This is a genomic window from Mesorhizobium loti (assembly GCF_003148495.1).
Classification (GTDB): Bacteria; Pseudomonadota; Alphaproteobacteria; order Rhizobiales; family Rhizobiaceae; genus Mesorhizobium; species Mesorhizobium loti.
Map to the genome: position 1 here is coordinate 86,851 of NZ_QGGH01000010.1, position 18,871 is coordinate 105,721.

18 protein-coding genes are annotated in these 18,871 nt (G+C 64.2%); 10 read left to right on the forward strand and 8 right to left on the reverse strand.

The features are described 5' to 3' along the window. Positions 1-6: 6 nt before the first annotated feature. From glcE to C8D77_RS27275, 3 genes are all read right to left on the reverse strand, one after another. Positions 7-1,212: a glycolate oxidase subunit GlcE gene (gene glcE, locus C8D77_RS27265; protein WP_109670001.1), complete on the reverse strand. Its 1,206-nt coding sequence runs from the start codon at positions 1,210-1,212 to the stop codon at positions 7-9. A 66-nt stretch (positions 1,213-1,278) separates the two neighbouring features. Next, positions 1,279-2,775 (reverse strand): FAD-linked oxidase C-terminal domain-containing protein, encoded by a 1,497-nt coding sequence (locus C8D77_RS27270; protein WP_109670003.1) that lies wholly within the window; start codon positions 2,773-2,775, stop codon positions 1,279-1,281. Between the two features lie 146 nt (positions 2,776-2,921). Beyond that, a complete protein-coding gene (locus C8D77_RS27275) occupies positions 2,922-4,244 on the reverse strand; it encodes a DUF3422 family protein (protein ID WP_109670005.1) in 1,323 nt (440 codons plus the stop codon). A gap of 208 nt (positions 4,245-4,452) precedes the next feature. Between C8D77_RS27275 and C8D77_RS27280 the strand changes: the two genes are divergently transcribed. From C8D77_RS27280 to C8D77_RS27290, 3 genes are read left to right on the forward strand one after another with little or no spacing between them, the layout of a single operon-like run. Next, positions 4,453-5,256 (forward strand): FCD domain-containing protein, encoded by an 804-nt coding sequence (locus tag C8D77_RS27280; RefSeq protein ID WP_109670007.1) that lies wholly within the window; start codon positions 4,453-4,455, stop codon positions 5,254-5,256. Between the two features lie 19 nt (positions 5,257-5,275). Then, entirely contained in the window at positions 5,276-6,412 is a 1,137-nt protein-coding gene (locus C8D77_RS27285; RefSeq protein WP_109670009.1) for an alpha-hydroxy acid oxidase, read from the forward strand. 36 nt (positions 6,413-6,448) lie between these two features. Continuing rightward, positions 6,449-7,258 (forward strand): metallophosphoesterase, encoded by an 810-nt coding sequence (locus tag C8D77_RS27290; protein WP_109670011.1) that lies wholly within the window; start codon positions 6,449-6,451, stop codon positions 7,256-7,258. Between the two features lie 56 nt (positions 7,259-7,314). Here C8D77_RS27290 and C8D77_RS38850 read toward each other — a convergent pair whose 3' ends face one another. Both C8D77_RS38850 and C8D77_RS27300 read right to left on the reverse strand, forming a co-directional pair. Next, positions 7,315-7,446 carry a hypothetical protein gene (locus C8D77_RS38850; RefSeq protein ID WP_274533732.1) on the reverse strand — a complete coding sequence of 44 codons (132 nt, stop codon included), beginning with the start codon at positions 7,444-7,446 and terminating at the stop codon, positions 7,315-7,317. Between the two features lie 296 nt (positions 7,447-7,742). Further along, complete coding sequence (locus C8D77_RS27300; protein WP_109670014.1) at positions 7,743-8,441, reverse strand: type 1 glutamine amidotransferase; 699 nt, start codon at positions 8,439-8,441, stop codon at positions 7,743-7,745. An 87-nt stretch (positions 8,442-8,528) separates the two neighbouring features. Here C8D77_RS27300 and C8D77_RS27305 point away from each other — a divergent pair, with 87 nt between their 5' ends. The 4 genes from C8D77_RS27305 (at position 8,529) to C8D77_RS27320 (ending at position 12,603) form a co-directional block, all read left to right on the forward strand. Continuing rightward, positions 8,529-9,176 (forward strand): hypothetical protein, encoded by a 648-nt coding sequence (locus C8D77_RS27305; RefSeq protein ID WP_109670016.1) that lies wholly within the window; start codon positions 8,529-8,531, stop codon positions 9,174-9,176. Between the two features lie 31 nt (positions 9,177-9,207). Further along, positions 9,208-9,942 carry a 16S rRNA (uracil(1498)-N(3))-methyltransferase gene (locus tag C8D77_RS27310; RefSeq protein WP_109670018.1) on the forward strand — a complete coding sequence of 245 codons (735 nt, stop codon included), beginning with the start codon at positions 9,208-9,210 and terminating at the stop codon, positions 9,940-9,942. 143 nt (positions 9,943-10,085) lie between these two features. Beyond that, positions 10,086-11,459 (forward strand): glutamate--cysteine ligase, encoded by a 1,374-nt coding sequence (locus C8D77_RS27315; RefSeq protein ID WP_109670020.1) that lies wholly within the window; start codon positions 10,086-10,088, stop codon positions 11,457-11,459. A 100-nt stretch (positions 11,460-11,559) separates the two neighbouring features. Continuing rightward, positions 11,560-12,603 (forward strand): DUF937 domain-containing protein, encoded by a 1,044-nt coding sequence (locus tag C8D77_RS27320; RefSeq protein WP_109670022.1) that lies wholly within the window; start codon positions 11,560-11,562, stop codon positions 12,601-12,603. A gap of 178 nt (positions 12,604-12,781) precedes the next feature. On the opposite strand, the gene C8D77_RS27325 is transcribed toward C8D77_RS27320, so the two are convergent. Further along, entirely contained in the window at positions 12,782-13,072 is a 291-nt protein-coding gene (locus tag C8D77_RS27325) for a DUF1127 domain-containing protein (protein WP_109670192.1), read from the reverse strand. Between the two features lie 273 nt (positions 13,073-13,345). Here C8D77_RS27325 and C8D77_RS27330 point away from each other — a divergent pair, with 273 nt between their 5' ends. The 3 genes from C8D77_RS27330 to C8D77_RS27340 all read left to right on the forward strand — a co-directional run bounded on the left by C8D77_RS27330 (position 13,346) and on the right by C8D77_RS27340 (position 17,074). Continuing rightward, entirely contained in the window at positions 13,346-14,302 is a 957-nt protein-coding gene (locus C8D77_RS27330) for a LysR substrate-binding domain-containing protein (RefSeq protein WP_109670024.1), read from the forward strand. An 83-nt stretch (positions 14,303-14,385) separates the two neighbouring features. Further along, on the forward strand, positions 14,386-15,951 hold the full coding sequence (gene xseA, locus C8D77_RS27335; RefSeq protein ID WP_109670026.1) for an exodeoxyribonuclease VII large subunit: 1,566 nt from the start codon (positions 14,386-14,388) through the stop codon (positions 15,949-15,951). A 4-nt stretch (positions 15,952-15,955) separates the two neighbouring features. After that, positions 15,956-17,074 carry a DmpA family aminopeptidase gene (locus tag C8D77_RS27340; RefSeq protein ID WP_109670028.1) on the forward strand — a complete coding sequence of 373 codons (1,119 nt, stop codon included), beginning with the start codon at positions 15,956-15,958 and terminating at the stop codon, positions 17,072-17,074. A 69-nt stretch (positions 17,075-17,143) separates the two neighbouring features. Here C8D77_RS27340 and C8D77_RS27345 read toward each other — a convergent pair whose 3' ends face one another. Then, positions 17,144-17,464 (reverse strand): hypothetical protein, encoded by a 321-nt coding sequence (locus C8D77_RS27345; protein ID WP_245468932.1) that lies wholly within the window; start codon positions 17,462-17,464, stop codon positions 17,144-17,146. Between the two features lie 405 nt (positions 17,465-17,869). Then, the gene (gene doeB, locus C8D77_RS27350) at positions 17,870-18,868 is read right to left on the reverse strand and encodes a N(2)-acetyl-L-2,4-diaminobutanoate deacetylase DoeB (protein WP_109670196.1); all 999 of its coding nucleotides are present in this window, start codon (positions 18,866-18,868) and stop codon (positions 17,870-17,872) included. Positions 18,869-18,871: the final 3 nt, after the last annotated feature.

Genomic DNA, 18,871 nt, shown 5'->3' on the forward strand with positions numbered 1-18,871 from the left:
TGGATCCTAAGCCATTCGACCGGGATTGAGGATGTTCTTGGGGTCGAATTCCTGCTTCAGGCGCTCGCTGAGTGCTGCCAGTGCGGGCGGCTGCGGCTCGAACACGGGCAAGGCGGCGCGATGCGAGGGTGCCGCGCGCACCAGCGTCGCATGGCCGCCGCCATGTTTCCTCAACAGCCCGCGCAGCAGAGCGGCTTCCGGGTCGCCCTCTTCCATGCGCAGCCACACAAGCCCGCCCTGCCAGTCATAGAAGGCGCTGACGGCGGCCTGCATGCGCAGCGTCAGGACCATCTGGTGGCCCTCTCCCGGCGTCATCGAAACGCGCCAGACCGGTTTCTCGCTGTTGTCGGCGAAGGGCCTGCAATCGCGCACATCGCGCCAGATCAGCCGCGAGGCTTCGCCGGCAATCTCCTCCAGCGGCCCGGCCTTGCCGAGCAGCGTTTTCAGCGCGGCGATGCGATAGGCGACCGACGGGCCGAAGCCCTCGACACGCAGCAGCGTGGCGGCATCGTTGCCGAGACTGCCGCCGGCGACGCGCGCGGCGATCCGCTCCGGCAGATGGGCGGCACTCGACACTTCAGCACTCGAACCGAGCGCCATGGCCATGGCGGCGGCAGCCGCGTCGTCGAGCAGGCCACGGATGGCAAGCGTGACTTCGGTCTCGGCGGCGGGCAACACCTTGAAGGTGACGTCGGTGAGCACGGCCAGCGTGCCCCAGCTGTTGGCCATCAGCTTGGACATGTCATAGCCGGTGACGTTCTTGACCACGCGGCCGCCGGACTTGAAGGCCTCGCCACGCCCGGACACCACATTGATGCCGAGGATATGGTCGCGCGCAGCACCCGCCTTCAACCGGCGCGGGCCGGAGAGGTTCGCGGCGAGCACGCCGCCGATCGTGCCTTTTCCCGGCTCGCCGCCGAGCAGCGGGCCGTAGTCCATCGGTTCGAAGGCGAGTTGCTGGCCGTTTTCCGCCAGCAGCTTCTCGATGTCGGCCAGCGACGTGCCTGATTTGGCCGACAGCACCAGTTCGGCCGGTTCGTAGAGCGTGACGCCAGAGAGCCTCGACAGGTCGAGCGTGTGTTCGGTCTGCAACGGCCGGCCGATGCCGCGCTTGGAACCGTGGCCGAGGATTTCGAGCGGCGATTCTTCCGCCACAGCCCAGGCGACGGTGGACAGGACTTCTTCCGACGTGGTTGGAGTGAAGGTGGTCATGGTCGACCCCTGTTCCTCGCCCAGCGAAGCGGGGAAGAGGAACCTTCATTCTGAGGCGCCATCATCTCAAAACCTCGGAATGTCCGGAAACGGCAGCTTGCCGCCGGAAATGTGCATGCGGCCGAGTTCGGCGCAGCGGCGCAGCTGCGGGAACACTTTTCCCGGGTTGAGCAGATGGTTGGGATCGAAGGCGCATTTGACGCGCATCTGCTGGTCGAGGTCGACCTGGGTGAACATTTCCGGCATCAGGTCACGTTTTTCCACGCCCACCCCGTGTTCGCCGGTGAGCACACCGCCAACCTTGACGCAAAGCCGCAATATGTCGGCGCCAAAGCTTTCGGCCTTGTCGAGTTCGCCCGGCACATTGGCGTCGTAGAGGATCAGCGGATGCAGATTGCCGTCGCCGGCATGAAAGACATTGGCGACGCCGAGGCCGTATTTCTCCGACAGCTCGCGCATGCCGGCCAGCACACGCGGCAGTTCCTTGCGCGGGATGGTGCCATCCATGCAGTAATAATCGGGAGAGATGCGGCCGACCGCCGGGAATGCCGCCTTGCGGCCGGCCCAGAAGCTCAGCCGCTCCTGCTCCGACTGCGATATGCGGCAGGTGGTCGAGCCGTTCTTGTAGGCGATGGCCTCGACAAGGCCGATCAGATGATCGACCTCGACCCCCGGCCCGTCGAGTTCGACGATCAGCAGCGCCTCGACATCGAGGGGATAGCCGGCATGGACGAAATCTTCCGCCGCGTGGATCGCCGGTCGATCCATCATCTCCATGCCGCCCGGAATGATGCCGGCGCCGATGATGTCGGCGACGCACTGGCCGCCCTGCTCGCTGGTAGGAAAGCCGATCAGCAGCGCACGTGCCGTCTCCGGCTTCTTCAGGATGCGCACGGTGACCTCGGTGACGACGCCGAGCAGACCTTCCGAGCCGGTCATGACGCCGAGCAGGTCATAACCTTCCGCATCGAGATGGCTGCCGCCGAGCCGCACCACCTCGCCGCTCATCAACACCATCTCGATACCGAGCACATTGTTGGCGGTGAGGCCATATTTCAGGCAGTGCACGCCGCCGGAATTCTCCGCGACATTGCCGCCGATCGAGCAGGCGATCTGGGAGGATGGATCGGGGGCGTAGTAGAAGCCCTCCTGCTCGACGGCGGTGGTGATGCCGAGATTGGTGACGCCCGGCTGCGCGACGACGGTGCGATTGGGAAAATCGATCGCAAGGATGCGGTTGAAGCGGCTCATGACCAGCAGCACCGCGTCCTCGAGCGGCAGCGCGCCGCCCGACAGCGAGGTGCCGGAGCCGCGCGGCACGACGCGGATGTTGCGCTCGTTGCAGTACTTCAGCACGCGCGAAACCTGCGCCACCGTTTGCGGCAAAACGACAACGAGCGGCAGCTGCCGATAGGCGGTCAGGCCATCGCTCTCGAAAGCGCGCATGGAATTGGCGGCGTCGACGACGCCCTCGCCCGGCACGATGATGCGCATGTCGGCGACGATCTCGTCGCGCCGGCGCATCGTGGCGTCGTCTGGTTTCGGCATGGCTAGGCCGGACATCAACAGCCTCGTTTCGCTTGACTGGTCAAAATCTTTTACCAGTGAAGCGCGTCGGTTGCAAATCCTGCCTCGGTGGGGAAACCAGCCTCATGGTCGAGACAGGCTTCCGCAGCGGCAATCTGCCGCTGCCTCGTCTGCCTGTTCTGCTATTCGCCCGCCAGCTTGCCGGGTTCGGAATGCATCCGCCGCACGCGACGCACGCCCCACCAGACCAGCAGGATGGCGACCGGCACCGAAGCGGCGGTGATGACCTCCGGTGCGAAGGCATGGCCGAAGATCGAGGCGCCCTTGGCGACATAGCCGATGAGGCCGACGACGTAATAGGAGACGGCGGCGACCGAGAGGCCTTCGACAGTCTGCTGCAGGCGCAATTGCAGGCGGGCGCGGTTGTTCATCGAGGCGAGCAGGTCGCGGTTCTGCTTCTCGACCTCGACATCGACCCAGGTGCGCAGCAGCGTCGTGGCGCGGGTCAGTTTTCGCGAGAGATTGGCTTGCCGCTCCTCGACCGAGCGGCAGGTGCGCATGGCGGGTGCTACGCGACGCTGCAAAAAACCACCCCAGGTGTCGTAGCCGGGCACGGCTTCTTCCTCGAGCGCTTCCAGCCGCTCGACGACAATGCCGTCATAGGCGCGGCTGGCGCCAAAGCGATAGAGGCTCGACGCCGCGTCCGCCTCCAACTCCGCGGCAAGCTCGGTCAGGTCGGCCAGCAAGGTCTGACTGTCGCGGGTCTCAGTGACTTTCATCTCCAGCGTGGTTTGCGCCAGCCGGTCCTCGATGCGGCGAGCGCGGCCGGACAAGTTCAGGGCCAGCGGCAGGCCGAGCATGGCCAACGTGCGGTAGGTTTCGATGTCGATCAGCCGTTGCGATAGCGCGCCGGTGCGCGCCGGGGTCAGGCCGCGATCGAGCACCAGCATGCGCGTCATGCCGTCGCCATCCTGGCGGAAATCGGTGACGATGGCGGCGTTGCCGCGCTCGACCAGCGAGTAGCACAGGCTGGTTGGATCGAAGCCGGCGATCAGCCGCTCGCTCGCTTGCGTCCACTTGCGAATTTCGAGCCGGATGCCGGAGATGACTGTTCCCGGGGGAGAAAACCCGTTGCCGAAGGGCGAATCCTCCTGCGTCCTGCCGCTTTCGGAGAGCGGCCCTTCCCACAGATAGGTCGAGAATTCGGTGTGCCGCTCCCAGCGCAGCGAGCCCTTGCCCCATTTCATAGCGTGGTGGCGAGCCTGGCGGTCGGGTGCGGCGATGCCGAGGCGTCGCGACAGTTCGGAAAGCACGGCCATGTCGACGCCGGAGCCGCCCTCGGTCATAAAGGCGAGTTGCACCAGGACGCGCGGCTTTTCGATCAGCGGATGCGGCCGGGCATGGACCTCGCCGAGCGCGCCGGGCCGGCCCTCATGCGCGGGAAATCCCATGACGCTGCCCTTGGCGCGCGGCTGGAATTCGAGATTGGACGGGTCGTCTGACACGGCTTGTCCCCCGGGTTTCTTTGAACCCTCTTGCACTCGCGTCCCTCTAGAGCCAATGGCCGGATGACGCAAACAGCAAAGTTAGCCGAAGATGATATGACGCCAGGCGGCAAATTCGACACGCTTCGGCCAATTGGATAAATAATTTGACCAGTTGGCGACGCAGGCTTTATCCTGCGCCCCACCGGTTCACCTTCCAGGCATCGAGTTGAGCGATATTTTTTCCAGGATCGAGCATTCGCGCACCGCCGACGAGGTGGTGCAGCAGATCGAGAGCCTCATCCTCGAAGGCGTGCTGCGCACCGGCGACCGGTTGCCGGGCGAGCGCGAGCTTGCACGCCAGTTCGACGTGTCGCGGCCGATCCTGCGCTACGCACTGAAGGCGCTCGAAGGGCGCGGCCTTTTGACGACGAGGCCGGGTGGTGGCACGCATGTCGCCGATGTCATAGGCCAGCTGTTCACCAAGCCGGTGACGGACCTGATCTCGATGCACCGCAAGGCTGTGACCGACTATCTGGAATACCGCCGCGAGATCGAAGGGGTGGCGGCTGAATACGCTGCGCGGCGCGCCACGTCAGACGACATGGCGCTGCTCGACAAGATCATGGCACGCATGGACGATGCGCACCGGACCGGCGACTTCGATGACGAGGCTGAAATCGACGTCGAGTTCCATCATGCGATCTGCGAATGCGCGCACAACATCATCCTTTTGCACACGCTGCGCTCCTGCTATCGGCTGTTGTCGGAAGGCGTGTTCCAGAACCGGCTCTTGGTGTTCACCGTGCCCGGCGCGCGCGAGGCGCTGCTTGCGCAGCACCGGGCAATCCATGCGGCAGTCAAAGCCGGCGACCCGGCCGCTGCCCGGCAAGCGGCGATGGACCACATCACCTATGTCGAACGGTCGATGGCTGAGGCCGAGCGCAGCGGCGACTGGCAGCGCGTCTCGCGACTGAGGCTGAAACAGCGCGTCGATGCCACCGATACCGAACCTGCACGCAAACGCTCCTAGCTATCGAAACGGGAAGCCCATGAGCCAAATCCTGACCATCGCCGACCTCAAGGACCTCGCGCGCCGGCGCGTGCCGAAGATGTTCTTCGACTATGCCGATTCCGGCGCCTGGACCGAAAGCACCTACCGGGCCAATGAAGAGGATTTCCAGAAGATCAAGTTCCGCCAGCGCGTGCTGGTCGACATGAGCAACCGTTCGCTGGAATCGACCATGATCGGCGAAAAGGTGGCAATGCCGGTGGCGCTGGCCCCGACCGGCCTGACCGGCATGCAGCATGCCGATGGCGAGATGCTGGCGGCGCAGGCAGCGGAAGAATTCGGCGTGCCGTTCACCTTGTCGACGATGAGCATCTGCTCGATCGAGGATGTCGCCTCGGTAACCACGAAGCCGTTCTGGTTCCAGCTCTATGTGTTGCGCGACAAGGATTTCGTGATCAATCTGATCGACCGGGCGAAGGCGGCGAAATGCTCCGCTTTGGTGCTGACGCTCGACCTGCAGATTCTCGGCCAGCGGCACAAGGATGTCCGTAACGGCTTGTCGGCGCCGCCCAAGATGACGTTGGCCAACATTGCCAACATCGCCATGCGCCCGCGTTGGTGGATGGGCATGGCCGGCACGAAGCGCCGCACCTTCCGCAACATTGTCGGTCATGCCAAGGGTGTCGGCGACGTCTCATCTCTGGGTTCATGGACGAACGAGCAGTTCGATCCGCATCTGTCGTGGAAGGATGTCGCCTGGATCAAGGAGCGCTGGGGCGGCAAGCTGATCCTGAAAGGTATTCTCGACAAGGAGGACGCGCTGATGGCGGCCAAGACCGGCGCCGACGCGATCGTTGTTTCCAACCATGGCGGGCGCCAGCTCGACGGCGCATCGTCGTCGATCATGGCGCTGGAAGAAATAGCCGACGCTGTCGGTGACAGGATCGAAGTGCACATGGATGGCGGCATCCGCTCCGGCCAGGATGTGCTGAAGGCGCTCTGCCTCGGCGCCAAGGGCACCTATATCGGCCGGCCATTTCTTTACGGGCTGGGTGCGCTCGGCAAGGAAGGGGTTACCAAGGCGTTGGAAATCATCCGCAAGGAGATGGACATCACGCTGGCGCTGTGCGGAAAGCGTCTGGTCACCGACATGGGCAAGGACCAGCTCCGGCGCTAAGTCCCGTGACCGCCTGACCACGGAGACAACGGAAAATTGGCAGAACCCGGCATCCATTTTCTCGACGCGCATGGGCCGGAAGGTGTGCGTCTTTACGCCATTGGCGACGTCCACGGCCGGCTCGACCTGCTGGTCGCCATGCATCAGCGCATCAAGGCCGAGATCGAGCAGGAAGCGCCTGCCGACTGGCGCGTCATCCATCTTGGCGACTATGTCGACCGCGGGCCGGACTCAAAGGGCGTCATCGATTTCCTGATCGAAGCGCGAGAGCGCGACCCGCGCCATCTGATGCTGGCCGGCAACCACGACATCGGCTTTCTCGATTTTCTCAAGACCCCCGACCCGGACGGGCTTTTCATCCGGTTTGGCGGCATCCAGACGGCGCAGTCCTACGGCGTGGCGATCAGTGAAGGCACCAGCGCGTGGTTCGGCAAGGCCGAGTCCGCCGTGCGCAAAGGACATCAGGCCCTGGTCGAGGCCGTGCCGCAAAGCCACATCGACTTCCTGCGGTCGCTGCCATTTTCGGTGACACTGGGCGACTTTTTCTTCTGCCATGCCGGCATCCGGCCCGGCATCGCGCTGGAAAGGCAAAACCCGCAGGATCTGATCTGGATCCGTGACGTCTTCCACAACCACCCCGGCCTTTATCCGAAGATCGTGGTGCACGGCCACACGCCGGTGCCGGAGGCGGAAGTGATGGCCAACCGCGTGAATGTCGACACGCTCGCCTGGCAATCCGGCATGCTGAGCGCGCTCGTCGTCGACGGGCCGGACAAACGCATCCTGACACTGACGATCAAGGAGCCTGGGACGATCAAGGAACCCGGAACGATAAAAGAGGCCTGAGCGCTGCGCGTCCGAGGACGCCAAAGACGCTCCGGCTCGTGGCGCAGCCCCGGCTTTTAGCGAAGCGAGGCGGTGACGCCGTAGCCGTCGACGGCGTTGTGGTTGTTGGCTGCGTCGGCGGCATAAATGCCGAGGCCGCACAGCACGATGGCGGATACCATGGCAAAGGACAGAAGCGCTGCTTTCACGGACGTCATCTCTTGTTGAGCTTTCTGCATCTGTGCACGAGGCGGTTACCAATGCGTTGAAACGGAGAATTCGCTTCAAAGTTTCGACGATTTCGCGCTTCTAGGCATGTTCTGTATCAACGGTGTGTCGCGCGGGTCACACAAAAGGTTCATCGCGGTTGCACCGAAGATGCAGAGCGCGCGCCTTCTAGGCTGGCGGGCGGACGTAAACCAAGGATGAAAGGCGTTTTCCCCAGGCGGATTCACCGCCGCGTGCCAATTATGTCACGCGGCCATGCACCGAGGGATGGGTGTTCTCAGATGGTCGCTACCCAGGCGCGGGCAATGGCCAGGCCGGCAGCGTCAGCGTCGAGCCCGTTGCGGGCCATTTCGCCGTCGAGCTTGCCGGCCCAGTCGGGATGGCGCGCGGCGATGGTCGGGGCAAAGGACGAACTCCAGTCTTGCACCATCGGCCGGTCGGCCTCGAAATGGAACTGGAAACCGTAGACGGCGCGGCCGACGCGGAACGCCTGGTTCTCGGTGACATCGTTGCCGGCGAGCCGCACGGCGTTCTCGGGCAGCACGAAGGTGTCGTCGTGCCACTGGAAGATCGGGAATTTCTCCGGCAACTGAGCCAGCACCGGATCGTCCTTGGCATCCGGCGTCAGCGAGACGCCGTGCCAGCCGAACTCGTTAGCGCCGCCAATGCGGTTCTCGCCGCCGAAGGCGCGGGCGACGAGCTGGCTGCCGAGGCAGATGCCGAGCACGGCGCGGTCCTTGCCAGCGAAATCGCGGGTCAGTTCGAGCAGTGCCGGGAAATAGGGGTACTCATCGTCGGCCAGCGCATTCTGGCCACCGCCGAGCACCACCATGGCGTCATGCCCGGCCGCGTCATCCGGCAGGGGATCGCCTTTGTAAGGGAGGCGCAGATCGAGATCTGCGCCCGCCTCCGCAAGTGCTGCGCCGACCTGGCCAAGGCCGGTATTGTCGTAGTTCTGGACCACCAGCACCCGCATGAAAAACCCTGCTGACATGAAAATGATGCGACGAGCGATACCATGCCGTCAGCACTGCAGCCAAGATGCGCGTTCGGAGAGAAAGCTATGCCACTGCAAAACCGGGTCGATCCGTTCGGCGCCATCCACGCCGTGCCCGAGCGCGGGCTGTTCACCGGCAATCGCGGTATCATCCACGATCCCGAGACGAAGACGCTGCTGAAAAAGCGCTGGGCGCTTCAGGCCTGGATCATCTGCGTTTGCCAATTCCGCGACGTGCGGCGCGAACCGATGGGCAGCAACCGGAAGGGCGGTAAAGCGGGCTGGACCGAGCTGTTCTTCCTCGACGAGGTGACGGCATTGGCGGCCGGGCATCGCCCCTGCTTCTTTTGCCAGCGCGAACGGGCCAAGGTTTTCGTTGGCCGCTTCGGCGAAGCCTTCGGCATTGCCGAGCCGCGCGCGCCGATGGTCGACAAGCGGCTGCACAAGGAGCGGCTGGCTTCGGGCGCCAAGCCGCCGATGGTGGCATTTGAAGAGCTTGCCGGCCTGCCGGACGGCGTCATCGTTGCGGATGGCGGCACCGTTTATGCCTTGCGCATGGGCAAGACACTGCGCTGGTCCTTTGCGGGATACGGGCAGCCGAACGATTTCGGCCAGCTCAAAGGCAAGACGCTGTCGCTGCTGACGCCGGCCACGACGCTCGCCGTGCTGCGGCAAGGCTTTCGGCCGGCGTGGCATCCGACCGCCGAGGCTTGACGCCGGCGGCCGGCTCGCTCATTCCTCGGCGATGCGCGCCAATTACAAGATGCAACGTCTGTTCGTGCCCGACGATCTGCGGCCAGACATCGAGTTCGACGCCGGCCAGCAGCAGAGCCACTATCTCCTGCATGTGCTGCGACTTGCCGAAGGCGCCGAAATCCTGGTGTTCAATGGCCGCGACGGCGAATGGTCGGCGGCCCTTGTCTCGAAAACAAAAAGGGCGGTGCGGCTGAAGGTGTCGGCGCTGCAACGGCCACAGCCGCCGCTGCCCGATCTCGTCTATTGCTTTGCGCCGCTGAAGCAGGGCCGGCTCGACTATCTCGTGCAGAAGGCAGTCGAGATGGGCGCCGGCGTCCTGCAGCCAGTCATCACCCAGCACACGCAAGTGGCCAAGCCGTCGATCGATCGCTTGCGCGCCAATGTCGCCGAAGCCGCCGAACAATGCGGCATACTGGCGGTGCCGGAGGTGCGCGAAGCGGAAAAATTCGACCGCCTGCTGACCGGCTGGGACAAGGAGCGACGGCTGATCTTCTGCGACGAGGACGCCTCGACCAACAATCCGCTGCCCGCGCTGCAGGCGGTGAAGGAAAAGAAGCTTGGGTTGCTGGTCGGGCCGGAGGGCGGCTTTTCCGACGACGAGCGCAAGATGCTGCGCGCCCTGCCCTTCGTCATCGCCATTCCGCTCGGCCCGCGTATCCTGCGCGCCGATACGGCGGCGGTGGCCGCGCTCGCGGTGATGCAGGCGACAGTCGGAGACTGGTAAGACCTCGCCTCTTGCAAGGAACGAGCAGCGCTGCCACGTTCAATTCCTCTTGACCTCTGGCTCAGGATTTTTCGCTTGATCGGCTGCTGACATTTCGTCCATTTACCGCCGGCGGTCGTCCGACCGCCTCTGAGGGCTCAATCATGGCGCGCGATACAACCGATTTTCGGCCGATCGAAGACTTCGACGAACTCGTCGAGCACCTCGCCGAAGGCAACAAACCGCGCGACAAGTGGCGCATCGGTACCGAGCACGAGAAATTCCCCTTCTACGTCGACGGCAATGCACCGGTCCCCTATGGCGGCGAGCGCGGCATCCGCGCCATCCTCGAAGGCATGCAGTCAAAGCTCGGCTGGGATCCCATCGTCGACGACGGCCGCATCATCGGCCTGGTCGAACCGACCGGCCAAGGAGCGATTTCGTTGGAACCCGGCGGCCAGTTCGAGCTTTCCGGCGCACCGCTGGAGACGATCCATCAGACCTGCCGCGAGGGCAATGCCCATCTGGCGCAGGTGCGCGAGATCGCCGAACCGATGGGCATCCGCTTCCTTGGCCTCGGCGGCAGCCCGAAATGGTCGCTGGCCGAGACGCCGAAAATGCCGAAATCGCGCTACGAGATCATGACACGCTACATGCCCAAGGTCGGCACCAAGGGCCTCGACATGATGTATCGCACCTGCACGATCCAGGTGAATCTCGACTTCGAGAGCGAGGCCGACATGCGCCGCAAGATGCAGGTGTCGCTGAAGCTGCAGCCGCTGTCGACGGCATTGTTCGCCAATTCGCCGTTCACGGAGAGTCACCCGAACGGGTTGCAAAGCTGGCGTGGCGACATCTGGCGCGACACCGACAACCAGCGCTCGGGCCTGCTCGAATTCTGCTTCTCGCCCGATTTCGGTTTCGCCGACTATGTTGAATGGGCGCTCGACGTGCCGATGTATTTCGTCATCCGCGACGGCCACTATCACGACATGACGCACATCACCTTCCGCCAGTTCATGGCCGGGGCCGCGCGCAATGAAGTGCCGGACGGGCTGCCTACTATGGGCGACTGGGCGAACCATCTGTCGACGCTGTTCCCGGACGTGCGGCTGAAGCGCTTCCTCGAGATGCGCGGCGCCGACGGCGGGCCGTGGCGGCGCATCTGCGCGCTGCCGGCCTTCTGGGTCGGGTTGCTCTATGATGAAGCAGCACTCGATGCCGCCGAGGCGCTGACGTCGAGCTGGACGTATGAAGAAACGCTGGCGATGCGCAACGCCGTGCCGGAACAAGGCATTTCCGCGCCCTTCCGCAACACCACGCTGCGCGAAATCGCGCGAGACGTGATGGTCATTTCCCGCATGGGCCTGAAGAACCGTGGCCGCAAGAACCGCGACGGCTACGACGAGACCTCCTTCCTCAACACGCTCGACGAAGTCGTGGCCCGCGGCACAACCAGCGCCGAGGAGATGCTGTCGGCCTATCACACGCGCTGGGGTGGCTCGATCGAGCCGGTTTTCATGGAATACGCCTATTAACCCTCGGATTTGACGCAGCCGATTGATCGGCAAAAGTCGCTTCAATCGGAAGTGGAAACAAACTAGGCTTCTTCGGCGAGGATTTCCGGAGGAGACGCCGATGCCTACCTTGTTCGACATGCTGACACAGGCCCAGAACGGCAGCGGCATGCAGGCCCTTGCCCAACAATATGGGCTATCGATGCAGCAGACGCAGGCGGCAGTTGCCGCACTGCTGCCGGCCTTTTCGCAGGGGCTGCAACGCAACACTGCCGACCCCTATGGGCTCGGCGCCTTCATGACGGCGATGGCCAGCGGCCAGCACGCCAAGTATTTCGAGGACGCAACCCGAGCCTTCTCGCCGCAAGGCGTCGACGAGGGCAACGGCATTCTCGGGCATTTGTTCGGCTCGAAGGATCTGTCGCGCGCGGTGGCCAGCCAGGCCGCGCAAGCGAGCGGCGTCAATCAGCAGATCCTGCAGCAGATGCTGCCGGCTATCGCCTCGATGGTCATGGGCGGGCTGTTCAAGCAGACGACAAATCAGATGCAGGCCGCCGGCGGTTTCGGCGGCGGCGGCAACAATCCGCTCGGCGAGATCATCGAGCAGATGATGCGGCAAGGCGGCGGCATGCAGGCCCCGGCGCCACAGCAACGCCAGGCGCCGCAGCCCCAGAACCCGATGGACAACCCGCTCGGCAAGGTTTTGCAGGACATGTTCGGCGGCGGGACGCCACAGCCGCAAAGTCAGCCGCAGCCGGCACCCAACCCCTATGGCGACAACCCGCTCGGCAAGGTGCTGCAGGACATGTTCGGCGGCGGCGCGCCTCAGCCACAGCCGCAAGGTCGGGCACAGCCACAGCCTCAACAGACGCAGAGCCCTTATGGCGACAATCCATTGGGAAAAATCTTCGAGGAGATGCTGCGGCAAGGCGGCGGTGGCGGCTTCGGCATCCCGGGCGGCCAGCCGGCGCCGCAACAGCCTCAAGCGCCCCCGCAGCAGCGTCAGGCCCCCCAGCCACAGGCCAATCCGAGCGGCAGGCCAAGGAATCCGTTCGACGATTTGTTCGGCAAGATGTTCGAAACCGGCGCCCAGCAGCGTGACGAGTATCAGAAGGGCGTGGAAACGATCTTCGACCAGTTCAAGCGGGATATGGACCGGCGGTAGGCAAGCAACAAGCAGCCTGTCTTCGACAGGGGGTAGAAAAAGAAAAGCCCGGTTCTGGGAGGACCGGGCAGAGTGCAGGCGGGCCGGCGGGGATCCGGCAGGGAGTGTGGGCCTGCATACTCTTCAGTCGCGTCGAACCTCGAAAAGGTTCACGGCAACCAAAACGACAAGCGACAGATCAGGCCACCTTGCGGGCAATGTCCTCGATCGTCTCGACGCGATCGCTGGCGATTTCGCGCAACATCGCCGTCGGGTCGCGGCCAAACGGCACGTCGATGGCGACATGCAGGTCGGCGCGCGTCAGGCCGATATCGGCGAGTTCGGAATCCGACATCTCGCCAAGGCGATAGAAGGCGCGGCGGTTTTTCCAGGCGCGGTAGGCGTTGGAGACGGTATTTGCCACGCGCGTCGCAACGGCCGGACGCGAGGTGATGCGCGAGGTCTCGGTGGCGAAATCAAACGTGGTCATGTCGGTCTCCTTCAGACTGCCGCATGACCCCGAACCGGAGGTTCGGAAAAGGATCATGCGCAAAATCAAAGTGCTACAGCGTCCTTTGCGCGTCCAAAGGACGCGCGGCGCTGTAGGCCGGGCGAGACCAGGCAATCGGCGCTGGCAACAGCGGCCGTTCCGGTCCCAATTCACATGACTTCATGTAGACAATGCCAATTTGCCATCGACCGATTGATTAATCCAACGAATGTTTCTAATCTCTAACATCAACACCAGTGATGGATCATATCGATGAAATCGCCGCTCGATCTCGATCAGTTGCAGACCTTCATCTCGATTGCCGACACCGGCAGCTTCACCCGAGCAGCCGAAGAGGTGCACCGGACCCAGTCGGCGGTGTCGATGCAGATGCGCCGGCTGGAGGAGCGGCTCGGCAAGCCGCTGTTCGAAAAGGACGGGCGCACCAACAGACTGACCGAGGAAGGCGACAAGCTGCTCTCCTACGCGCGGCGGCTGCTTTACCTCAACCGCGAAACGCTGGCCGCTTTCGACGACCGGCGGCTCGAAGGCACGATCCGCATCGGCACGCCCGACGACTATGCCGACCGTTTCCTGCCCGAGATCATGGCGCGGTTCACGCGCTCCAATCCGCGCGTCGAGTTGACTGTCATCTGCGAGCCGACGCCGGGGCTAGTCGAACATATCAAGCGCGGCAATCTCGACCTGGCGCTGGTGACGCACAACGACGTACGCGGCCAGTCGGAAGTGGTGCGGCGTGAACCGCTGCTGTGGGTCACCTCGGCCAACCATGCGACGCATGAGCAGGTAACGCTGCCGATGGCCTTCGGCCGGCCGAACTGCATCTGGCGGCGCGCCGCGGTCGATGTGCTTGACCAGCAGAACCGCGATTATCGCATCCTGTTCACCAGCTTCTCGGCCACCGTCATCACCGCCGCGGTGCTTTCGGGCCTGGCGATTTCGGTGCTGCCGGAATGCGCGCTCAGGCCCGGCATGCGGGTGCTGGGTGAAGCCGACGGCTTTGGCGCCCTGCCCGATTGCCGCATCGGCATCATGCGCGGCCAGACGTCGCGGCCGGAGATCGTCGATGCGCTTGCGCGTCATATTTCGGAAAGCCTGGACAATATTTCCGTGCCGATCAGCGAAGACACCGGGACATTCGATTTCGCAGCCCTCGCCTTCACCAAGCTGCGGCGAACCAAGCCGAACCAGATCCTGCCCGGCTGGTAGGCAGGGTCCGGCATGCGGGTTATGAACGGCTGGCCTGACGCGGCCACCTTGACGCGGGGGCCCAACCGTCCCCCAATCGGCCGATGAGCGACGCAGCATCCGAATCACGCACCAACGCCGCCGAATACACGGTGAGCGAGATTTCCGGCGCGCTGAAGCGCACGGTCGAGGATGTCTTCGGCAATGTGCGGGTGCGCGGCGAAATATCAGGCTATCGCGGGCCGCATTCCTCAGGTCATGCCTATTTCGCGCTGAAGGACGACCGCGCGCGGCTCGACGCCGTGGTGTGGAAAGGCACGATGAGCCGGCTGAGGTTCCGCCCCGAGGAGGGGATGGAAGTCATCGCCACCGGTAAGCTCACCACCTATCCCGGCAAGTCCAACTATCAGATCGTCATCGACAATCTGGAGCCGGCCGGCGCCGGCGCGCTGATGGCGCTGCTGGAAGAGCGCAAGCGGCGGCTGCAGGCCGAGGGCCTGTTCGACACCAGCCGCAAGCAGTTGCTGCCGTTCATGCCACGCGTCATCGGCGTCGTCACCTCGCCGACGGGGTCCGTCATCCGCGACATCATTCACCGCATCAAGGACCGGTTTCCGCTGCATATCCTGGTCTGGCCAGTGCGTGTGCAAGGCGAGACGTCAGGCGCGGAAGTGGCTGGCGCGGTCAACGGCTTCAATGCGCTAGCATGGGATGGCGCCATCCCGCGCCCCGATCTGCTGATCGTGGCGCGCGGCGGCGGCAGTCTCGAAGACCTCTGGGGCTTCAATGACGAAGCCCTCGCCCGCGCCGTCGCCGCTTCCAGCATTCCTGTGATCTCGGCTGTCGGCCATGAGACGGACTGGACGCTGATCGACCTCGTCGCGGATGTGCGGGCGCCGACACCGACAGGTGCGGCCGAAATTGCCGTGCCGGTGAAGGCCGACCTCGAAGCGACGCTTGCCAGTCTCGGCGCGCGGCTCAAGGCGGCGGTCCTGCGCAATTTCGAACGCAAACGGCAGGCTGCTCGTGCCGCCGCCCGCGCTCTGCCCTCGCCCGATCAATTGCTGGCGCTGCCGCGCCGACGCCTCGATGAGGCGACATCCAGGCTCGGCCGGGCGCTGTCCGTCAGCGTCGACCGCAAGCGGGCGCGGTTGCAAGGCCAAAGGCTGACGCCGGCCACGCTGTCGCGGCGCATCAATGAAGCGCGCACGCTGACCGGCCGCGACCTCGCCCGCGCACAAGCAGCGTTTTTTGCCATCGTGCGCGAACGCCGCGCGCGATTTTCCCGCACCGCGACGCGGCTGTCGCCGGCACCGATCATACGGCGCCAGAAACTGCTGGGGGACACGCTGGCGGCGCTGGCGCGGCGGCAGGATCGGGTGATCTCTGTGCGGCTCGAGCGCCTGCGCGGGCAATTGAGCCAGGCCGACCGACTGCTTGCCACGCTGTCGCACAAGGCGGTGCTGGCACGCGGCTTTGCCCTGGTGAAGGACGCCGACGGGGTGGTGATCAAGCAGGCGGCCGATGTGGCGTCGGGAATGGCGCTTTCGCTCGAGTTCGCCGATGGCACCGCCGATGCGGTGGCAACCAGCGGTGCGGCGAGGCCAAAGCCGGTTGCCAAGCCGGCAGCCAAGGCCAAAGAGCCAGGCAATCAGGGATCCCTGTTCTGACACCATGACCGACAATCCGAACCATCTGGCAACGCCCTCAGGCAAACCGCGCGCGCGAAGTTTTGGCATCGGCTTCGACGGCACGCCCGGGCCGTTCAATGCGATCACCGATGTGCCTGGTGTAGCGGTCGGCTATGAGACGCTGATTTCGGGCGATGGCGCGCTCGTCGTCGGCGAGGGGCCGGTGCGCACCGGCGTGACCGCGATCCTGCCCAGGCGGCGCACCGATCTTGCGACGCCGGTCTTCGCCGGCATCTTCAGCCAGAACGGCAATGGCGAACTGACCGGCTCGCACATCGTCGAGGAAACCGGCGCTTTCAACTTCCCGATCACCATCACCAACACGCATTCCTGCGGTGTCTCCCGCGACAGCACGCTGCGCTGGATGCAAAGCGTGCTGCCGGCGGCGCTCGACAGCGGCTGGGGGCTGCCGGTGGCGGCGGAGACCTATGACGGCTTCCTCAACGACATCAACGGCCACCATTTGACGTCAGAGCATGTTGCCCAGGCACTGGACGGTGCTGTGGGCGGACCGATCGAGGAAGGCAGCGTCGGCGGTGGCACCGGCATGATCACCTTCGGCTTCAAGGCCGGGTCCGGCACAGCATCGCGCATCGTTGAATGGCACGGCCGCACTTATACGGTCGGTGCCTTCGTGCAGTCGAATTTCGGCAAGCGGCACAATTTTGCCGTTCGCGGTATGCGCGCCGGGCCGGAACTCGTCGAACCGGCGGTCCGCGAAGGCACGCCGCGCACTGAAAAGGGTTCGATCATCGCAGTCGTCGCCACCGATGCGCCGTTCCTGCCGCATCAGATGAAGCGGCTGGCCCGCCGGGTGCCGCTTGGCGTCGCCATGACCGGCGGCTTCGCTTACCACAGTTCAGGCGACATTTTTATCGCCTTCTCGACCGCCAATGCGAGCGCGGCGCTTCCGCCATCCGGCCGCATCGCCAGCGCCGATTTTATTCCGGACACCGACATCGACCCGTTTTTCGATGCGGTGATCCAGACCGTGGAGGAAGCGATCCTCAACGCATTGGTCGCCAATGACGACATGACCGGGCGCGACGGAAACTTCGTGCCGGCGCTGCCGAAGGCGTGGTTGAAAGAAAAATTTGGCTGAGAGCCACCGCTGAAACGAAAACGCGGGCCAAGCAGCCCGCGTGTTTCGGATGGAGTCGCTTTTATGCGGTCATTCCGCGGCTTTGCTGGATGCCTGCTGCTGCTCGTCGGCCTCGGCCGCTTCCTCGAGCCGGGAGGCAATGAGTTCCTTGATATCGCCGACTTCTTCCTGGATATCTTCCAGCGGGATGCCGACTTCCGCCGCCTCGGCAGCGCATTCCTTGGCCAAAGTCTCGGCCTGCTTGTCGATCCGGGCCTGGGATGACTGGCAATGGACCTTTTCGCCGATCCATCCCCGCAAGAACTCGATCGCGTGCTCACTCATACTGCTGTTCCCTGGCGGCAAAGCCGGTTGGTAATCAGAAACGTCGACATCCCAGAAAGGATGCATGTCCCCATTCGAGCCGAGTCGCGGTCAGCCGGCAAGCCGATGCCGTCCAAGGTCCACAGAGCCATAGGAAATCGAGGGTTCAAGAGCATTTTCTGATTCTGGGGGGTCGGTACCGTTAGCTGGGCCACGCCCAGCTTTGCGCCACTGTTTCTACTTGCTTTTTTCCGGTTTCCGAGCCGATTTTCGTCACAATAGATGGCGCAACACACAACACATTTACAGTTGCTTCGCGGCGCAAACCCTCAGGCGCGCGGGTCGAAGCCGCCGGTATATAGTGTCATCCTCATGCAATGTCGACTCCGCTCGCCATCCTGCTTCTTTCCGCCGCGCCGGAGGGCTCCGCGAAGGATAAAGAGCAGGTGATGATGGAGCTGACCGGTGCGGAGCAGGCCTCGGCGGAACCGCTCAGACCTGCACCGCCACTACCGCCGCGCAGTCGCCGGCCTTGACCAGGCCGGGGAAATGCCTCGCCGCCAGCATGCCCGCCATTTTTGCCCTGATTTCTTGAGGGGCGATGCCAGTGCGGCCGACGGAATGGATGCGAGCGAGCACCGCGCCTTCTTCGACGGGTTCACCGAGATCGACCATGGTTTCGACCATGCCGTCATCCTCGGCGAACGAAAAACAATCGCCAGACGGCATGTCGAGCCACTGGGTTTTGCTCTTCTCGACCGCTCCGGCAACGATGCCGGCATGACGCAGCACATTGAGAATGCCGCGCCGCGCGATCCGCACGGTTTGCGCGCGCGACGTGCCGCCGCCGCCAAGCTCGGTGCTGACAAAGACCTTGCCCATCTCCTCGGCAGCCGTGTCGTACATGCCGACGGCGTCGATCTCGATCATGCGCATCGAGAACGGAGCGGCGAAGGCCGCGACCGCGTCGAAGGCTTTCCGTTCCAGCGCCTTGTCGGGCAGCGTGTGCGCGGCGCAGAACGGCACGAAGTCCAGCGTCTTGCCGCCAGAATGGAAGTCGAACACGATGTCCGCGCGGGGAAGTAGCTCACGCTGGAAATAGTCGGCGATCTTTTCGGTCACCGTACCGTCCGGCCGGCCGGGGAAGCTGCGGTTCATATTGCCCTTGTCGATCGGCGAGGTGCGTGTGCCGGCGCGAAAGGCCGGATAGTTCATCGCCGGCACGATGATGACCGTTCCGCTGACTTGCTTGGGATCGAGCGTGCGGGCGAGATCGTAAAGCGCCAGCGGCCCCTCATACTCGTCGCCATGGTTGCCGCCGGAAAGCAGAGCCACCGGCCCCTTGCCGTTGCGGATGACGCAGATCGGTATCATCACCGAGCCCCAGGCCGAGTCATCTCGGCTGTAGGGCAGACGCAGGAAACCGTGCTGGACACCGTCGCGGTCGAAATCGACGGTCGGCGCGATCGGTGATGGGCGGAGGCTAGACATCGG